This window comes from Streptomyces sp. RLA131 (assembly GCF_056270125.1).
On record NZ_JBWDOQ010000002.1, the window covers coordinates 5,085,869 to 5,103,999 of the forward strand.

At 71.0% G+C, this 18,131-nt stretch carries 16 protein-coding genes; 13 read left to right on the forward strand and 3 right to left on the reverse strand.

Annotated elements, in window-relative coordinates; all coding sequences use genetic code 11:
- Position 1 precedes the first annotated feature (1 nt).
- The 9 genes from RWE79_RS24165 (at position 2) to RWE79_RS24205 (ending at position 11,306) form a co-directional block, all read left to right on the forward strand.
- Entirely contained in the window at positions 2-1,048 is a 1,047-nt protein-coding gene (locus RWE79_RS24165; RefSeq protein ID WP_475942148.1) for a hypothetical protein, read from the forward strand.
- 140 nt (positions 1,049-1,188) lie between these two features.
- Entirely contained in the window at positions 1,189-2,697 is a 1,509-nt protein-coding gene (locus tag RWE79_RS24170; protein ID WP_475942149.1) for a glycosyltransferase, read from the forward strand.
- Positions 2,698-2,886: 189 nt separating this feature from the next.
- Entirely contained in the window at positions 2,887-4,137 is a 1,251-nt protein-coding gene (locus tag RWE79_RS24175) for an amidohydrolase (RefSeq protein WP_475946060.1), read from the forward strand.
- A gap of 168 nt (positions 4,138-4,305) precedes the next feature.
- A complete protein-coding gene (locus RWE79_RS24180) occupies positions 4,306-5,349 on the forward strand; it encodes a BMP family lipoprotein (protein WP_475942150.1) in 1,044 nt (347 codons plus the stop codon).
- Positions 5,350-5,646: 297 nt separating this feature from the next.
- On the forward strand, positions 5,647-7,206 hold the full coding sequence (locus RWE79_RS24185; protein ID WP_475946062.1) for an ABC transporter ATP-binding protein: 1,560 nt from the start codon (positions 5,647-5,649) through the stop codon (positions 7,204-7,206).
- On the forward strand, positions 7,203-8,315 hold the full coding sequence (locus tag RWE79_RS24190; protein ID WP_475942151.1) for an ABC transporter permease: 1,113 nt from the start codon (positions 7,203-7,205) through the stop codon (positions 8,313-8,315). Before RWE79_RS24185 ends, RWE79_RS24190 begins: the two co-directional genes overlap by 4 nt.
- Positions 8,312-9,595 carry an ABC transporter permease gene (locus RWE79_RS24195; RefSeq protein ID WP_475942152.1) on the forward strand — a complete coding sequence of 428 codons (1,284 nt, stop codon included), beginning with the start codon at positions 8,312-8,314 and terminating at the stop codon, positions 9,593-9,595. The genes RWE79_RS24190 and RWE79_RS24195 overlap by 4 nt, the downstream gene beginning before the upstream one ends.
- On the forward strand, positions 9,592-10,008 hold the full coding sequence (locus RWE79_RS24200; RefSeq protein ID WP_475942153.1) for a cytidine deaminase: 417 nt from the start codon (positions 9,592-9,594) through the stop codon (positions 10,006-10,008). The genes RWE79_RS24195 and RWE79_RS24200 overlap by 4 nt, the downstream gene beginning before the upstream one ends.
- 14 nt (positions 10,009-10,022) lie before the next feature.
- On the forward strand, positions 10,023-11,306 hold the full coding sequence (locus RWE79_RS24205) for a thymidine phosphorylase (protein ID WP_475942154.1): 1,284 nt from the start codon (positions 10,023-10,025) through the stop codon (positions 11,304-11,306).
- A gap of 488 nt (positions 11,307-11,794) precedes the next feature.
- On the opposite strand, the gene RWE79_RS24210 is transcribed toward RWE79_RS24205, so the two are convergent.
- The gene (locus RWE79_RS24210; protein ID WP_475942155.1) at positions 11,795-12,241 is read right to left on the reverse strand and encodes an ATP-binding protein; all 447 of its coding nucleotides are present in this window, start codon (positions 12,239-12,241) and stop codon (positions 11,795-11,797) included.
- Between the two features lie 239 nt (positions 12,242-12,480).
- Here RWE79_RS24210 and RWE79_RS24215 point away from each other — a divergent pair, with 239 nt between their 5' ends.
- The 3 genes from RWE79_RS24215 (at position 12,481) to RWE79_RS24225 (ending at position 14,632) form a co-directional block, all read left to right on the forward strand.
- Positions 12,481-13,332: a helix-turn-helix domain-containing protein gene (locus RWE79_RS24215; protein WP_475942156.1), complete on the forward strand. Its 852-nt coding sequence runs from the start codon at positions 12,481-12,483 to the stop codon at positions 13,330-13,332.
- A 12-nt stretch (positions 13,333-13,344) separates the two neighbouring features.
- On the forward strand, positions 13,345-13,539 hold the full coding sequence (locus RWE79_RS24220) for a DUF397 domain-containing protein (protein ID WP_475942157.1): 195 nt from the start codon (positions 13,345-13,347) through the stop codon (positions 13,537-13,539).
- 196 nt (positions 13,540-13,735) lie between these two features.
- Positions 13,736-14,632: a Uma2 family endonuclease gene (locus RWE79_RS24225; protein WP_475942158.1), complete on the forward strand. Its 897-nt coding sequence runs from the start codon at positions 13,736-13,738 to the stop codon at positions 14,630-14,632.
- A gap of 186 nt (positions 14,633-14,818) precedes the next feature.
- Here the strand turns inward: RWE79_RS24225 and RWE79_RS24230 are convergent, their stop codons facing one another.
- Positions 14,819-16,096 carry an MFS transporter gene (locus RWE79_RS24230; RefSeq protein WP_475942159.1) on the reverse strand — a complete coding sequence of 426 codons (1,278 nt, stop codon included), beginning with the start codon at positions 16,094-16,096 and terminating at the stop codon, positions 14,819-14,821.
- Between the two features lie 62 nt (positions 16,097-16,158).
- Here RWE79_RS24230 and RWE79_RS24235 point away from each other — a divergent pair, with 62 nt between their 5' ends.
- Entirely contained in the window at positions 16,159-17,148 is a 990-nt protein-coding gene (locus RWE79_RS24235; protein ID WP_475942160.1) for a LysR family transcriptional regulator, read from the forward strand.
- A gap of 176 nt (positions 17,149-17,324) precedes the next feature.
- Here the strand turns inward: RWE79_RS24235 and RWE79_RS24240 are convergent, their stop codons facing one another.
- Positions 17,325-18,116 carry an alpha/beta hydrolase gene (locus RWE79_RS24240; protein ID WP_475942161.1) on the reverse strand — a complete coding sequence of 264 codons (792 nt, stop codon included), beginning with the start codon at positions 18,114-18,116 and terminating at the stop codon, positions 17,325-17,327.
- Positions 18,117-18,131 lie beyond the last annotated feature (15 nt).

Consider the following 18,131-nt stretch of genomic DNA (forward strand, 5'->3'; position numbering starts at 1 on the left):
CATGAGCGACAGCGCCACTCTGGCACTCGTGGAGAGCCCCGTTCAGCTTCTCAACGTGCTGGAGTGGGCGCATGTCCGGCCCCCGGACCCCGCCGGTTCGCAACCGGCGGGACCGGGGGGCCGCGCTCTCACCGTCGTCGTACTGTCCCCGCGCGACCCCATGACCCGGGGCCAGTTGCGCCGGATGGCCGAACTGGCCGTGGACGAGGGGCACACCGTGCGCTGGTGCGAGGCACGGACCGGCCGGGGGTCGCTGCCGCGTACCGTCGCCGGACTGCGCCCGGCCCTGCGCGCGGCCCGCCGGATCGCCGTCGGGGACCCGTTCTCGCGCCTCGTCCAGCTGCTGCTGCCGCTGAGCCGGGCCCGGGAGATCACGGTCGTCGACGACGGCACGGCCACCATGGAGTTCACCGATCTGCTCGCCCGGGGTGCCCGCCTCGTCCGCTGGCACCGCAGCGGCCGGCGCGTCTCGCCCGCCGACGCCGCCTTCGGAATGTTCGCCTCCGCCGCCCGGCGCCGGCTCAGCCCGGGACGCGACCGCGAGGTCGAGCTGTTCAGCGCGATGCCCGCCACACCGCCGCCCGGCATGACGCTGCGGGTCAACCGCTTCGCCTGGACCAGGGCCCGCTTCGGGCCGCCCATCATCAGCGCCGGTACCGACATCGTCGGAACGTCGCTGGTCGAGACCGGGGTCGTGGACCCCGACCGTTACCTCACCGCCGTCGCGGCGCTCGCCGCCGAGCACGGCGCCGCCCGCTACTTCGCCCACCGCCGCGAGAGCCCCGACAAGCTGCGCGCCCTGGCCGCCGCCACCGGCCTGGAGATCGTCCGCCCCGACCTGCCGCTGGAACTCGTCGCCCGCCGCGGCCCCATCGGCCATACGGTGCTGAGCTTCCCCTCCACCGTCCTGCACACCCTGCCGACGGCCCTCCAGGGCACCGGGGTGCGCATCATCCCCTGCGAGGTGGACCCCTCCTGGCTCACCGCCGGCGCCTCGCCCCGCGCCCAGGGGTTCCTGGCCTCCATCACGCAGACGGCCCGCACCTGACACGCGCGGCACGTCCGGGGTTCTCGTGAGGGCGCGAGCCGGTACGCGCGCACCCGCCGACCCCGCCCGTTCGACCCCGCGCAATCGCGCGGTCACCGACCGCTCACCCGGCTGCGGTCCGGCTGCGGTTGGCTGACCGTATGGTCCACCGCGTCGCCGTCCTGGCCGACAGCACCATCGACGGCGACTCCCGCGCCCACCGGGTGGCCGCCGCGGCCGCCGACGCCGGTTACGAGGTGACCCTCATCGGCCGTCCCGGTGAGGGCGAACCCCCGCCCGGTGTGCGCGTCCTGCGGGTCCCCGTCGCCGAGGTGCTGCGTCTGCACCGGCAGCGCCACCCCCGTCCCGGCCCGCTCCGGCCGCTGGCCTACCGCAGCGCCGAGTCGTACGAGTACCGCAACGCGCGGCTGACCGTGCGGGCGGCGTTCATCGCCACCCGCGGCGCCGAACTGGACATCGTGCACCGCCCGCTGCCCCTGAAGGCCGCCGCCCGGGCCGGCCACGCCTGCGCCCGCCTGGTGCAGGCGGTGCGCCGGTACTGGACCGCCGCCAGGTCCGCCCAGTACCGGGCCGCCCTGCGGAGCCGGACCGGGCCCGGCGGCCCGGCGGCCGACGCGGTGACCACGCTGACCCGGCTGCTGCGCGGCACCTCGGCCTGGCGCCGGCTCGACCCGCTGCTGCTGGACCTGGAGCTCGCGTACGGCCCGGTGCTGGACGGGCTGCGCCCGCATCTCGTCCACGCCCTCGGCCATCGCGCCCTGGGGGTCGCGGTGCGCGCCGCCTACCGCGCCGAGGGCGCCGGGCACCGTATCGAGGTGATCTGGGACGCCCTGCCCCGGCGGGTCGTCCCGCACCGCGAGGCCACCGCCCGCGACACCCACGAACGTGCCTACGCCCCGCTCGCCGACGGTGTCGTCACCGTCGCCGAGTCCTACGCCGACGAGCTGCGCCGGCGCCACGCGCTGCCCGCCGCGCCGACGGTCGCCCTCAACACCCCGCCGTACGAACCCGCGCCCCCGATGACACCGGGGGCGCGTGCGGGGACGGGCGTGCGGGCCGCCTGCCGCCTCGCCCCGGACGTCCCGCTGCTGGTCCACAGCGGTGCCGTCACCCCCTCGCGCGGCCTGCTCACCGTCGTCGAGGCCCTCCCCAAGCTCTACGACCTGCACGCCGCCTTCGTCGTCCCCGACCCCGCCGACCCGCATCTGCTGGCCCTCACCGCCCGCGCCGCCGAGCTGGGCGTCGCCCGCCGCCTGCACGTACTGCCCTATGTGCCGCCCGCCGCCGTCCCGGCCTTCCTCCGCTCCGCCGACATCGCGGTGCTGCCCGACGTCGCCGCCCACCAGCACCCGTCGAGCCGGCTGGCCCTGCCCGCCCGCTACTTCGAGTACGCGCACGCCCGCCTGCCCGTCGTCGTCGCCGACGCCCGCGCCATGTCCAAGGCCACCCTCGAACTCGGCAACGGCGAGGTCTTCCGCTCCGGCTCCACCCCGGACTTCGTACGCGCGGTCGGCGCCGTCCTCACCAATCCGCGCCGCTACCGCAAGGCCTACGAGCGCGCCGACACGCTGCGTCAGTGGTCGTGGCAGAGCCAGTCCGCCGGGATGCTGGATCTGTACGGACGGCTGCTGGGGCCCGCCGCTCCGTGACGCGGCCGTGAGATGCCCCACGCCGCGTCGCGGACGGCCGGGGCGTGAGCGACCATGGAAAAAGCGGGGATTAAATAGGGGTCATACCCCTGGCTGTGGACGGGTAAGCGCCGAACGGGCGATTTCTTCTGCTCCCCGGGGAATGATTTTACGGCGATGTAGTGATCAGGAGCCCAGATGCGGTCTAGCCTGTCGGAGGTGAACGACTCACCATCCGAATCCCGCGAGCCCTCCGAGTCCGCGCAGGGAGACGTGCAGTCCGACGTACTGCCCCTGCCCGGTGTTCTGCCGGAGCTGCTGCGCGCCGAGCTGATCGCCTTCCGGCGGGACCTGCACATGCACCCGGAACTGGGGCGGCAGGAGTTCCGTACGACGGCCGCGGTCAAGGCCCGGCTGGAGCAGGCGGGGCTCACGCCCTGGGTGCTGCCCGGCGGGACCGGTCTGGTCTGCGACATCGGGGAGAGCGACCCGGCCCGCCCCCGGCTGGCGCTGCGGGCGGATCTGGACGGGCTGCCGATCCCGGACACCAAGCACGTGGACTACCGCTCGACGATCCCGGGCCGGGCGCACGCCTGCGGCCACGACGTGCACACCACGGTCGTGCTGGGCACCGGTCTGGTGCTGGCGGAGCTGGCGCGCGAGGGCCGGCTGGCCCGGCCGGTACGGCTGGTCTTCCAGCCCGCCGAGGAGGTCATGCCCGGCGGGGCGCTGGACGCCATCAAGGCCCATGTGCTGGACGGCGTCGGCCGGATCCTGGCCGTGCACTGCGATCCCAAGGTGGACGTCGGCAGGATCGGGCTGCGCCCGGGGCCGATCACCTCGGCCTGTGACCGGCTGGAACTGTCGCTGGACGGGGCGGGCGGCCACACGGCCCGCCCGCATCTGACCACCGACCTGGTGATGGCCGCCGCGAAGATGGCCACCGAGCTGCCGGCCGTCCTGGCCCGCCGGGTCGACCCGCGCAGCGGGCTGAGCGTGGTGTGGGGCCGTATCGAGGCCGGGCACGCCTGCAACGTCATCCCGCAGCACGCCGAGCTGGAGGGCACGGTCCGCTGCCTGGACCTCGACGCCTGGCGCGAGGCCCCGGACCTGATCCACGAGGTGATCGACCAGGTCGCCGGGATGTACCGGGCCAAGTGGGAGCTGACGTACCACCGGGGTGTGCCGCCGGTGGTCAACGAGGCGGACTCCACCGAGCTGCTGCGGGACGCGATGACGGCCCGCCGGGGCGCGCACAGCGTCGAGGACACCGAGCAGAGCCTCGGCGGCGAGGACTTCTCCTGGTATCTGGAGCAGGTGCCCGGGGCGCTCGCCCGGCTGGGCGTACGGCCGGTGGGGGACACCGCCAGGCGCGACCTCCACCAGGGCGACTTCGATGTGGACGAGGGCGCGATCCAGGTCGGGGTGGAACTGTTCACCGCGGCTGCGTCGCTGGTCTGAGGACGGGGCCGACGTTGGGTGACCGCCCGGGCGCGGGCGGTTCACCTGGCCGAAATGCGTCGATCCGATAACGGGTAGTCAACCCCCCTTTACCTGACATCTACGCGCGTTAAGCTCCGGGTTAAGCCAGCGCCGGACGGGGCGCTTTCGAGTTGAAAGGGTACCCTCTTGCGCCGGGTAACCAAGATCGCCGCCGCGGGAATCGCATCTGCGGCTCTCGCGCTCACTGCCACCGCCTGTGGCAGCAGCTCCAAGGAAGAGACTCCCGGCAGCGGGAAGCTGAAGGTCGGTATCGCGTACGACGTCGGTGGTCGTGGTGACCACTCGTTCAACGACTCCGCCGCCGCCGGTATCGACAAGGCCAAGTCGGACTTCGGGATCGGTCAGGTCAAGGAGCTCACGGCCAAGACCGCCGACACCGACGCCGACCGCGAGACGCGTCTCGAGCAGCTGGCCGGTGCGGGCTTCAACCCCGTCATCGGTGTCGGCTACTCCTACGCGACCGCGATGAAGGCGGCCGCCAAGAAGTACCCCAAGGTCACCTTCGGCATCGTCGACTCGGCCGTCGACGCCAAGAACGTGGACAGCATCCTCTTCACGGAGGAGCAGAGCTCCTACCTGGCGGGTGTCGCGGCCGCGCTCAAGACCAAGACCAACAAGATCGGCTTCATCGGCGGTGTCGACATCCCGCTGATCAAGAAGTTCCAGGCGGGCTTCGAGCAGGGCGTCGAGGACACCAACTCCAAGGCGAAGGTCACCTCGCAGTACCTGTCGCACGGCTCGGACCTGTCCGGCTTCGCCGACCCCGCCAAGGGCAAGGAAGCCGCCCAGGGCATGCTCGACAAGAACATCGACGTCGTCTACTCGGCGGCCGGCTCCTCCGGTAACGGCGCGATCGAGGCCGTGGCCGGCAAGACGGGCACCTGGGCGATCGGTGTCGACTCCGACCAGTACAAGGACAGCTCGCTGGCCAAGTACAAGAACTCGATCCTGACCTCGGCGCTGAAGAACGTCGACGTCGCGGTGTACGACCTGGTCGAGTCGGTCAAGAAGGACGCCCCGCTCACCGGCACCAACAGCTACAGCCTGGCCAAGGACGGCGTCGGCCTGTCCACCAGCGGCGGCTTCATCGACGACATCAAGGCGCAGCTCGCCGCGGCGAAGAAGAAGATCGTCAACGGTGACATCAAGGTGAAGACCACCGTCTCCTGACGCAGGCCACCAGGCCCGCACGACGGATCGGCTTGCCGAGGCTCGGTGGGGTGGAGCTCAGACTCCGCCCCACCGGGCCTCGCCCGTGTCCGCCGGTCATGCCTGGTGGTCAGGTCCGGCCGGTCAGGTCTCCGGGTTAGGTTGGGGCGGGTTAATTTCCGGTCTCGGCCACACCCAGCTATGGATCTAACGGCGCTACGCGCGTAGAGTTCGGTCCTCGCGATACGTTCGCCCCGCCCCCTTCCCCCCGCCCCTGAGCAGCGACCCCCCGCTCTTTTCCCGCGAGGAGAGTGCGCCATCAAAGCGTCCAGTCCGAATGCCGTGGAACTCCGCGGCATTACCAAACGATTCCCCGGAGTCGTGGCCAACCACGACATCGACATCACGGTGCGCCGTGGCACCGTACACGCCCTCATCGGCGAGAACGGGGCCGGCAAGTCGACCCTGATGAAGATCCTCTACGGCATGCAGAAGCCGGACGAGGGCACCATCACCATCGACGGCGAGCAGGCCACCTTCCACGACCCCGGCGACGCCATCGCCCGCGGCATCGGCATGGTGCACCAGCACTTCATGCTCGCCGACAACCTCACCGTCCTGGAGAACGTCGTGCTGGGCAGCGAGAAGCTGCACGGCATCGGCGGCAGGGCCCGCGCCAGGATCCGCGAGATCTCCGACGCGTACAGCCTCGGCGTGCGTCCCGACGCCCTGGTCGAGGACCTCGGTGTCGCCGACCGGCAGCGCGTGGAGATCCTCAAGGTCCTCTACCGGGGCGCCCGTACGCTGATCCTGGACGAGCCGACCGCGGTCCTGGTCCCGCAGGAGGTCGACGCTCTCTTCGACAACCTGCGCGGTCTCAAGGCCGAGGGCCTGACGGTCATCTTCATCTCGCACAAGCTGGGCGAGGTCCTGTCGGTCGCCGACGAGATCACCGTCATCCGGCGCGGCACCACCGTCGGCTCCGCCGACCCCCGGAACACCACGACCAAGCAGCTCGCCGAGCTGATGGTCGGCAGCGAACTGCCCTCGCCGGAGACCCGCGAGTCCACGGTCACCGATGTGCCGATGCTGCGCGTCGAGGGGCTGCACCTGTCCGAGATCGACCTGGAGGGCATCGAGCGCATCGTCCTGGACCAGATCTCGCTGACCATCCACAAGGGCGAGGTGCTGGGCATCGCCGGAGTGGAGGGCAACGGCCAGGCCGAACTGGTCGAGGCCATCATGGGCATGCTCCCGACGGACGCGGGCCGCATCTCCCTCGGCGAGGACGACATCACGCACGTCCCGACGCGCAAGCGGCGCGAGGACGGCATCGGCTACATCCCCGAGGACCGCCACCGGCACGGCCTGCTGCTGGAGGCCCCGCTGTGGGAGAACCGGATCCTCGGCCATGTCACCGAACGCCCCAACAGCAAGGGCGCGCTCCTCGACCCGGCCGCCGCCCGCCGCGACACCGAACGCATCGTGCGCGAGTACGACGTCCGGACCCCGGGCATCGAGGTCACCGCGGCCTCGCTCTCCGGCGGCAACCAGCAGAAGCTGATCGTCGGCCGTGAGATGAGCCATCTGCCCAAGCTGCTGATCGCCGCGCACCCCACCCGGGGCGTGGACGTCGGCGCGCAGGCGCAGATCTGGGACCAGATCCGCGAGGCCCGCCGCGAGGGACTGGCCGTCCTGCTGATCTCCGCCGACCTCGACGAGCTGATCGGCCTGTCCGACACCCTGCGCGTCATGTACCGCGGCCGCCTGGTCGCCGACGCCGACCCCGCCACCATCACCCCCGAGGAACTGGGCTCCGCGATGACCGGTGCCGCCTCCGGTCACCTGGAGCATCACGAAGGGGGAGAGGACCGATGAAGAAAATCGACAAGGAGCGGCTGCTCCTCGCCATCGCCGCCCCCGCGCTCGCCATCGCGGTCTCGTTCGTGGTCACCGCCCTGGTGCTGCTCGCCACCGGCAAGCAGCCCTTCCAGGCGTTCAGCATCATGTTCGAGTACGGCCTCAAGAGCGACAGCCAGGTCTACATCCTCGACAAGGCGACGACGTACTACATCGCCGGTCTCGCGGTCGCCATCGGCTTCCGGATGAACCTGTTCAACATCGGCGTCGACGGCCAGTACCGGATGGGCGCCTTCTTCGCGGCGGCCGTCGGCGGCGCCGTCAGCCTCCCGAGCTTTCTGCAGATCCCGCTGATCATCGTCGTCGCGATGCTGGTCGGCGGCATGTGGGCGGGCATCGCGGGCGTACTGAAGACCACCCGCGGCGTCAGCGAGGTGATCGCCACGATCATGCTCAACGCGATCGCCACCTCGGTCATCGGCTATCTGCTCCAGCCCGGCCGGCTCGGGCACCTGGACTCGGCCAAGACCCAGGTCTCCACCGAGCCGCTGCCCGCCTCCGGCCACCTCTTCAACTTCGACATGGGCGAGCTGAACGGGCAGATCTACGGCTTCATCGTCATCGCCGTCCTGCTCGGTGTCGCCTACTGGTTCGTGCTCGGCCGCACCCGCTTCGGGTTCGACCTGCGGGCCGTCGGCCAGTCCGAGTCGGCCGCCGAGGCCAGCGGCGTCAGCGTCAAGCGCATGGTGATCACCAGCATGCTGATCTCCGGCGCCATGGCCGGCCTGATCGGCATGCCGACGCTGCTCAACGACGCGCACAAGTTCGGCACCGAGTTCCCGGCCGGCGTCGGCTTCGTGGGCATCTCCGTGGCGCTGCTCGGCCGCAACAACCCGGTCGGTGTCGGGCTCGCCGCACTGCTGTGGGCGTTCCTGGAGCGCACCTCCACCCAGCTGGAGTTCGAGGACTACGACAAGGAGATCGTCGGCGTCATGCAGGGCGTCATCGTCCTGAGCGTCGTCATCGCCTACGAGGTCGTCCGCCGTTACGGACTCAAGCGCCAGCAGCAGAAGGTCGGCGAGGAGCTCGCCGCCCAGGCCAGGACCAAGCAGGAGGTGACGGCGTGACTGCCACGATGACCAAGACCCCGCCGCCTGCGGCGCCCAGGGCCGCCAAGGCCGGCAAGCGCCGGCTGTCCCCCGCGATGATCGTGCTGATCATCGCCGGCGCGCTCGCCCTCGTCTCGGCCGTACGGATCATCACCGGCCAGGACCAGCTCACCGCCGAGGGCCAGATCAGTGCCGCGCTCGGCCTCGCCGTGCCGATCGGTCTGGCCGGTCTGGCCGGTCTGTGGTCCGAGCGGTCCGGCGTGGTCAACATCGGCCTCGAAGGCATGATGATCCTCGGCAGCTTCTTCGGTGCCTGGGCCGGCTGGCAGACCAGCCCCTGGATCGGTGTCCTCACCGGCATCCTCGGCGGCATGGTCGGCGGTCTGCTCCACGCGGTCGCCACCGTCACCTTCGGCGTCGACCACATCGTCTCCGGTGTGGCCATCAACATCCTGGCGCTCGGCGCCACCCAGTACCTCGCCAAGCTGTGGTTCAACACCGGTGAGGCGGCGGTCAAGGGCGGCAACCCCAAGCAGTCCCCACCGGTCGACAGTCTGCCGACGGTCACCGTGCCGGGACTGGCGGACTGGCTGCACAGCGTGGAAGGGCACGGCTGGTTCCTGGTCTCCGACGTCGCCGGGATCCTCGGCGGCCTGTTCACCGACCTGTCGGTGCTGACCATCCTGGCCGCGGTGCTCTTCGTCGGCAGCTTCTTCGTGCTGTGGAAGACCTCGTTCGGTCTGCGGCTGCGCTCCTGCGGTGAGAACCCGGTCGCCGCCGAGTCGCTGGGCGTCAACGTCTACCTCTACAAGTACATCGCCGTGATCGTCTCCGGCGGCCTCGCCGGACTCGGCGGCGCCTTCCTGGCGATGGTCCCCTCGCACATCTACCTCGAAGGCCAGACCGGCGGCCGCGGCTACATCGGCCTCGCCGCGATGATCTTCGGCAACTGGCGGGTCGGCGGCCTGGCCACCGGCGCCGGACTCTTCGGCTACTCCGACGCGCTGCAGCTGCGCAACGGCGGTCCCACCGTCCACGCACTGCTGCTCCTGCTCGTGGTGCTGCTGGTCCTCCTGGCGGCCTGGAAGCTGTGGAAGAAGGCCACCGTCCAGGGCCTGGTCAGCGCCGGCATGGCCGCGCTGATCCTGGTCTGGTACCTGACCACCGACGAGGTTCCCGACGACTTCGTCGGCGCCACGCCGTACGTCGTCACTCTGCTGGTGCTCTCCCTGTCGGCACAACGCCTGCGGATGCCCAAGGCTGACGGTATGCGCTACCGGAAGGGCCAGGGCAAGTGAGCACCACTCCCGGTCGGGACGCCGGAATCGACTGGGAGGACCTGCGGACGCGGGCCCGGGACGCCATGTCCCGGGCCTACGCCCCCTACTCCCGCTTCCCCGTCGGCGTCGCGGCGCTGGTCGACGACGGACGCGTCATCACGGCCTGCAATGTGGAGAACGCCAGCTACGGGCTCGGACTGTGCGCCGAGTGCGGGCTGGTCTCCACCCTCCACGCCACGGGCGGCGGCCGGCTGGTGGCCTTCACCTGCGTCGACCGCGCGGGCAGCCTGCTGATGCCGTGCGGCCGCTGCCGCCAGCTGCTGTGGGAACACGGCGGTCCCGAACTGCTCGTCGACATGGCCGACGGTGTCCGCACGATGCGGGACGTCCTGCCGGACGCGTTCGGACCCGAAGACCTGATCAATCGTTAGGAACTTAACTAACTATGGCTACCGACGCTATCTCTGTCATCCGTACGAAGCGGGACCGCGGCCGTCTGAGCGACGAGCAGATCGACTGGGTCATCGACGCCTACACCCGTGGTGAGGTCGCCGACGAGCAGATGTCGGCCCTGGCCATGGCCATCCTCATCAACGGCATGGACCGGGCCGAGATCGCCCGCTGGACCGCCGCGATGATCGCCTCCGGCGAGCGGATGGACTTCTCCTCCCTGCCGCGCCCCACCGCCGACAAGCACTCCACCGGCGGCGTCGGCGACAAGATCACCCTCCCGCTCGCCCCGGTCGTCGCCGCCTGCGGCGCTGCGGTGCCCCAGCTCTCCGGACGCGGCCTCGGCCACACCGGCGGCACCCTGGACAAGCTGGAGTCCATCCCCGGCTGGCGCGCCCTGCTGTCCAACGAGGAGATGCTCCAGGTACTGCGCGACACCGGCGCCGTCATCTGCGCGGCGGGCGACGGGCTCGCCCCGGCCGACAAGAAGCTGTACGCGCTGCGCGACGTCACCGCCACCGTCGAGGCCATCCCGCTGATCGCCTCGTCCATCATGTCCAAGAAGATCGCCGAGGGGACCGGCTCGCTGGTCCTGGACGTCAAGGTCGGCTCGGGCGCCTTCATGAAGAACCTGGCGGACGCCCGCGAGCTCGCCTCCACCATGGTCGGCCTCGGCACCGACCACGGGGTGCGGACGGTCGCCCTCCTCACCGACATGTCCACCCCGCTGGGCCTCACCGCCGGCAACGCCCTTGAGGTCCGCGAGTCCGTCGAGGTACTGGCGGGCGGCGGCCCGGCCGACGTCGTCGAGCTGACCATCGCCCTGGCCCGCGAGATGCTCGACGCGGCCGGCCTCAAGGACGCCGACCCGGCCAAGGCCCTGGCCGACGGTTCCGCGATGGACGTCTGGCGCCGCATGATCGCCGCTCAGGGCGGCGACCCGGACGCGACCCTGCCGGTGGCACGCGAACAGCACGTCGTCACGGCTTCCGCCTCCGGCGTGCTCACCGGCCTGGACGCGTACGCCGTCGGCGTCTCCGCCTGGCGGCTGGGCGCCGGGCGCGCCCGCAAGGAGGACCCGGTCCAGGCCGGCGCCGGCATCGAGATCCACGCCAAGCCGGGCGAGACCGTCACCGCCGGGCAGCCGCTGCTGACGCTGCACACCGACACCCCGGAGAAGTTCGACTACGCCCTGGCCGCGCTTGAGGGCGGCGTGGAGATCTCCCCGGCGGGCACGGCGTACTCGGCGAAGCCGATCGTGCTGGACCGTATCGCCTGACCCGAGGTTCCCCGCGCGCGAGGGAAGAGGCCCGGCGGACACCCGCCGGGCCTCTTCCGCTGCGCCGAACAGTTTCCGGAGCCGGTCCGGTGCCTCCGGGAGGATGCGCACAAATATGCGCAAGCGTCCAGGACCCCCGCCCTCCCCCAGCCTTCGGCCGGGGGTGCCCCCAACGATCCAGGCCTTCCCGTTTCGTCCTCGGCTGCGGGCCGGTGGCCCCGCTCTTCCGACAGGCGGGTCCGTCCTTCTCGTCGTATGCGGTCATGCGCCGATGCCCGCAGTCAGGTCTGACACCGGCCGCGCGCGGAGCGGCATCACAAGCACCGGTCGCCGCGCGCAGCGGCACACGTACATCGCCGGGTCACCGCCCGCGTCCCCGGCCTCCGCTGCTGCGGCCGGTCTCCCGGCCCGCTCGCACGCCGCCATGAGCGCGAGCAGGACCGCGCCGAGCCCGGCGCCGCAGCCGAGCGCGCTCAGCGCCTCGCCCATCACGCCGCCGCCCGCACGGTATCCAGCTCGAACCAGATGCCCTTGGCGAGGATCCCGAGCTTGTCGTCGGTCACCCCGCACCCGTCCGCCAGCGCCCGTACGATCCCGAGCCCCCGGCCGCGTACCTCCTCCGGGGCGGGACGCCTGGCGGTAGGCAGGTCCGTACTGCCGTCGTAGACGGAGATCCGCACCCGGTCCGCCTCGGCGGTGAACTGGAGGTGCACGAGGCCGTCGGCGTACTGGTGGACGTTGGTGACCAGCTCCGATGTGCAGATCGCGGCGGCGTCGGTGAGGTGCGCGAAGCCCAGCAGTGCCAGCACGCCGGTGACGAAGTCCCGGCAGATCTTGGGTGCGATGGCCACGGAGGGCATGAAGAGTGTGCGCGAGTGGGGGAAGCGGAACGCCTCGGGCGGGTCGGGTTGTTCGGGCCGATTGGCGTCGTTCATGGCGAAGCTCCGTTGCGCGTTGGCGAATTGGCGAGAGGCGAAACGACGCGATGGCTCGCTGCTCTGCCACACCATGGCGGAGCAGTGCACTTTCCGATCGTCGCACTGAGCGATTGATGCATTACTGAATGTAGCTCGACTCGACGGCTCTGTGCCACTAGTTCATGACACTTGTGTAGTGAGTGGACTGCTCGGGAGTGTGCCCGTCAGACTGACAGGCGATCCGGGAGGAAGGCCGCATGCCACCTAAGAGCGTCCCGACGCTTCGTCAGAAGCGGCTGGGTGCAGAGCTTCGAAAGATGCGCGAGCATGCCGGGTTGAGCATTCAAGAAGCCTCTGAGCTGCTGGGCGCGGACCGACCACGCATCACGAATATGGAGCTGGCACGCTTCGGCGTGAGTGAGGAGCGGCTACGCACGCTCGCTGCCCTCTACGGCTGTGCGGACACCGAGTTCATCAATGCCCTCGCCGCAATGACCGGACGCCGCAAGCCGGGCTGGTGGGAGAGTTACCGGGGCATCCTGCCCTCGGCCCTCCTGGACCTCGCAGAACTGGAGCACTACGCGCTGGCAATGCGCTGCTTCCTGACCACCCACATGCCAGGTCTTCTCCAGACCGCCGCTCATGCCCGGGCCGTCTTCGAGCACGGCATGCCACTCCTCCCGCCCAGCCAGATCGAGGCCCGGGTCGCCCACCGAAGCAGGCGCCAGGCGATCCTCGACGGGGACGCCGCACCGCCCTACCGCGTGGTCGTGCACGAAGCCGCCCTGCATATGCAGTTCGGAGGCACCGCGGTCGCCCACAAGCAACTCCGGCATCTGCTCGACCAGTCGGAACGCCCCAACGTGAGCCTGCGGGTCATCCCCTTCGCCGCAGGCGGATTCCCCGGTGCAGGCAACTCGGTGTTCCACGCGTCCGGAGCCGTACCCGGGCTGGACACTGTGCAGGTAGACACCGTCCACACCTCGGAGTTCCTGGATGCGCAGACGCATCTGGCCAACTACCGCGACCTTCTTGATCGTGTGGAGACGCTGGCCCTTGAAGTCGGCAAGTCCAGAGACCTCGTCCATCGCATCGCTCAACAACTCTGAAGGCGCACGAACATGTCCTCAATCCGCTGGCAGAAGTCCTCGTACTCCTCGGAGGGCAACGCCTGTGTCGAGATAGCCGTAGCTGCCGAAGTGATACTCATCCGAGAGAGCGACGACCCCGAGACGGTCGTCAGCACCACCCCGGAAAAGCTGTCCGCCTTCATACGCGGCATCAAGGCCGGCGAGTTCGACGACCTCTTGACCTGATGCGAGGTTCCGCGCCTGAATCCGTGCACCCGGGGCCACGCTGCAGGCGCCCCGAGGCTGGATTCACCGGCCGTATCCCGAAGGCGATGAGGCGTTTCTGCACGGGTGCGATCGAGCGGGAGGACCACCGGGCGGTTCTGCCTCCGGCAGCTCTCGCCGCGGGCCGGTTCCGCGGGCTGCAACTCGGTCGCCATCGTTGGACACCCTCTCCGGCGTCCTCACCGGCCTGGACGCGTACGCCGTCGGCGTCTCCTCCTGGCGGCCGGGCGCCGGGCGCCGGGCGCCGGGCGCCGGGCGCGCCCCCGAGGAGGACCCCGTCGAGGCCAACGCCGGCATCGAGATCCATGCCGAGGCGGGCGAGACCGTCACCGCCGGCCAGCCGCTGCTGACGCCGCACACCGACAATCCGGTCCCTCGTTCGGGTGAACGGGACCGGTGGACGCCCACCGGTCCCGTTCGTCATGCTGGGATCGGTGACGTACCGGAAGAGGGGCACACCATGAGCGCACTCACCGTTGAGCATGAGCCGGAGAACGGCAACTGCTGGGACGAGCTCGTCCGTCTCTGGGAAGGGATGGACTGGCCGGAGGGCTCCAAGGTGGAGATCATCGAGGGGATCGTCACCGTGGCGCCACCGCCCGACAGCCTGCACAATGACATCGCGGACAGCGTACAGCGACGCTTGTACGGCGTTATCCCCGACGAGTGGGGCATCTATCAGACGCTCGGAGCTGCCGTTCCATCCCGCAGTGGTCTTTACATTCCCGATCTGGCGGTCGCCCCCAAGCTATTGCTGCGCGCTGAGCGGGCGCCGTATGTCGCGGCGGGAGCCGCTGAGCTGGTCGTCGAGATCACCTCGAAGTCCAATGCGAGCCATGACCGGATCAGCAAGGCTGCGGGTTACGCGCAGGCCGGTGTGCCGCTGTACCTGCTGATCGACAGCTGGGCTCCCGGAGGCCCGACCGTCACGCTGTACGGCGAGCCCAAGGGGGACGTCTACCGAGTGCTCAGGGCCGGCAAGTTCGGGGAGGAAATCCATCTGCCGGACCCCTTCGACCTCACGATCGACACGGGGGACTTCCCGGTCAGCTGACCCCTGCTACCCCGGCGGCCCCCGACCGGGCCGCCGGGGCGGTCTGTGGGTGGGTGGGGTGCCCCGGGCGGCGGACGGAGTCCGGCGCGGCCGGGCGCGGCCCGCGGAGTGGTGCGAGCTCGGCATGGGGGATCGGGTCCGGGCCGCCGGAGTGGTCTTCGGGTGGGCGGGGTGCCCCGGGGGCGTTCATGCGTGGGCGGTGCGGGCGGCTACGACTGCTTGCCGGGTGCCCCAGAGGGTGACGCAGGCTACGCCGACCACCGCTGCCAGGGACAGCGCTACCGTGCCGGGCCAGCCGGCGGAGTGGTAGGCGGAGGCGCCGAAGGTGCCGCCGAGGCTGTTGCCGGCGTAGTAGGCGGTCAGGTAGAGCGCGGAGGCCTGGGCGCGGCCGGTGGTGGCCGTCCGGCTCACCGCGCCGGAGGCGATGGCGTGGCCGGTGAAGAAGCCGCCGGTGATGAGTACCAGGCCGGCCAGGACGAGCGCCAGGGAGTCGGAGAGGGTGAGCAGCAGGCCGCAGGCGGCCAGGGAGACGCCGATGTACAGGGCGCCCCGGCGTCCGAGCCGGGCCAGCAGGACGCCGGAGCCCGCGGAGGCGGCCGTGCCGACCAGGTAGACCAGGAAGATCAGGCCGATCGCGGTCTGGGAGAGGGAGAAGGGCTCCTCGACGAGCCGGTAGCCGAGCACCGTGTAGACGGCGCCGAAGACGGCCATGAACAGCATTCCGATGACGTAGAGGCGCCGCAGCAGGGGGTTCCCCAGGTGGCCGGTGACCGTGTGCCACAGGGCGGCGGGGTTGACCGGGCCGGGGCGGAAGTGCCGGGCGGCGGGCACCAGCAGCCGGAAGGCGACGGCGCAGATGACGGACATCAGGCCGACCGCCAGGAGGGCCGGGCGCCAGCCCGCGTACTGGGCGACGACGCCGGTGAGGACGCGGGAGAGCATGCCGCCGATGCTGTTGCCGGCCACGTAGAGCCCGATGGCGGAGGCGACGGCCTTGGGGTGGACCTCTTCGGCGAGGTAGGCCATACCGGTGGCGGGCAGCCCGGCGAGGGCGACGCCCTGGACGGTGCGCAGTACGACCAGCCAGGTCAGGTTCGGCGCGAAGGGGATGGCCAGAGCGAGTGCCGAGGCGCTGAAGACCGATGCCGTCATGACCGCCGTACGCCCGTACTTCTCGCTCAGCGCGCTCATCGGCAGCAGCGCGAGCGCGAGCGCGCCGGTGGTGGCGGAGACGGTGAGGCTGGCCTGGGCTGGGGTGAGGGAGAGGCCGGCGGAGATCGCCGGGAGCAGCGCCTGCGTGGAGTAGAGCAGGGCGAAGGTGGCGAGGCCGGCGGCGAAGAGCGCGTACAGGGCGCGGCGGTAGCCGGCTTCACCGGGGCTCAGCCTGGGCTGGGGCGGGAGGAGGGACGGTGCGGCGGCGCCCGCGCGGACCACGGCGGACGCCCCTGTATCGGCGGAAGGCATACGTCAAAACTAGGACGGGGCGTTTTATGCGTCCAATGCACAGATCATCGATAATCGTTCCTATGGCGCATGAGCAAAGGTCAGCGAGATCGTTGTCACGTAACGGTGACAGTAATGTCATCCCGGCCACTGCCGCGGAGCTGGAGCCCGAGTCCTGGGCGACGCTGCTGGCCCCCCGGCTGGCGCAGTTCGCCGCGGTCGCCCGCCATGAGCATGTGACGCGCGCCGCGCAGCAGCTCGGTATGCCGCAGTCGACCCTGAGCCGGGCCATGGTCCGGCTCGAACTCGATCTGGGTGTCACGCTGTTCGCCCGGCAGGGCCGCACCGTGTCGCTGACCCCGGCCGGGCGCGGCTTCCTGGCCTCCGTCGAGCGGGCGCTCGCCGAGGTGGAGCGGTCCGCCGAAGCGGTGCGGGCCGAGGCGGATCCGCACGGCGGCCGGGTCGCCTTCGGCTTTCTGCACACGCTGGGTACGGAGACCGTGCCGGGGCTGCTGCGGGCCTTTCGCGCGGACCATCCGCGTGTGCAGTTCACCCTGGTCCAGAACTACGGCGAGGCGATGCTGCGGCTGCTGCGCGCCGGGGAGCTGGACCTGTGCCTGACCTCGCCGGTGCCGGACGCCCCGGACCTGGTGACCCGGCGCCTCGACGAGCAGCGGCTGCGGCTGGTCGTCCCGGAGGGGCACCGGCTGGCGGGCCGCAAGCGGGTACGGCTCGCCGAGGCCGCCGACGACCTCTTCGTGACCCTCGAACCGGGTTACGGGCTGCGCCGGATCACCGACGCCCTCTGCGCGGAGGCGGGCTTCACCCCGAGGGTGGCCTTCGAGGGCGAGGAGGCCGAGACGCTGCGCGGGCTGGTCGCGGCCGGGCTCGGCGTGGCCCTGCTGCCGCCACCGACCGTGCCCAGGCCGGGGGTGGCCGAGCTGACGGTCACCGCCCCCCGCGCGGCCCGCGAGATCGGCGTCGCCTGGCTGGGCGGGCATCCGGACACGCCGCCGGTCGCGGCCTTCAAGAAGTTCCTGCTCGGCCGCCGGGGTCAGCTTCTGGGGCCTTAGGGGCTTCCCGTGCCCGCGTCCCGGGGTATCGGCCGGACCGGAACAGGACAGTTTTCTCCGTCAAACGGCGGGGAGAACATGGGCAGTTGTATGGCTTCCCCGCGCTGACGCCCGGACACGGCACGGCTCCGGGCGCCTCCTGCCGGGGCGGCGCCCGGCCGCCGGCGCCCCGCGGCTCAGGAGTACGCGTGGGTGCCGAAGCCCGCGGCGAGCGGCATCTTGAGCCCCAGCGGCGGTGGCGCCGCCAGCGCGTCGGCCACGGGCCGGGCCAGCGCCCGTCCGAAGAGCGTGCCGAGGGCGAAGTCGGCGGTCAGGGCGGCGACTTCGGAGCGGTGCTCGTGCAGCGGGTGGCCGTCGGAGTGCACCTCGAAACGGCACACGTCACGGTTGACCTTCTTGGCGCGCTCGGCCAGCCGGTACGACAGGTCGGGGTCGGTCTCCAGGTCGTTGGTGCCGTGCACGAAGAGCACCTGACGCCCGATCAACTGCTTGACCGGGTCCGGTTCGGCGCCGGCCGGCAGCCAGGGGGCGATGGCGACCACGGAGCAGACCGCCGGATGGCCCGCCGCCCGCAGCGCGGCCCGTGCCCCCATGTCCATGCCGACCAGGCACACCGGTATGTCGCCGTAGCGGCGGACCATCTCGTCCACGGCCCACGAGGCGTCCTCGGCGGGGTGCGCGTGACCGCCGTTCCAGCCCCGGAAGCGGTAGTGCAGCACATGGGCCGCCAACCCCTCGTCACGCGCCGCCCGGATCAGCCGGCGGCCCAGCGGCAGCATCGCCGCGACGGACAGCGGCGACCGCCGACGGGTACTCAGGGCGTTGCCCCCCGGCAGCAACAGCACGGCGGCGCGCACGGTTTCGTACGTCTCCCGCCGTGCCGCCGGTACCAGTCCTGCCGGAACGAGTCCCGGAGTTATCTGTCTGCCCAACCGCGCACCACGCACAGGCAAAGCTTGCGAAGCCATGGCAGAACCATGGCA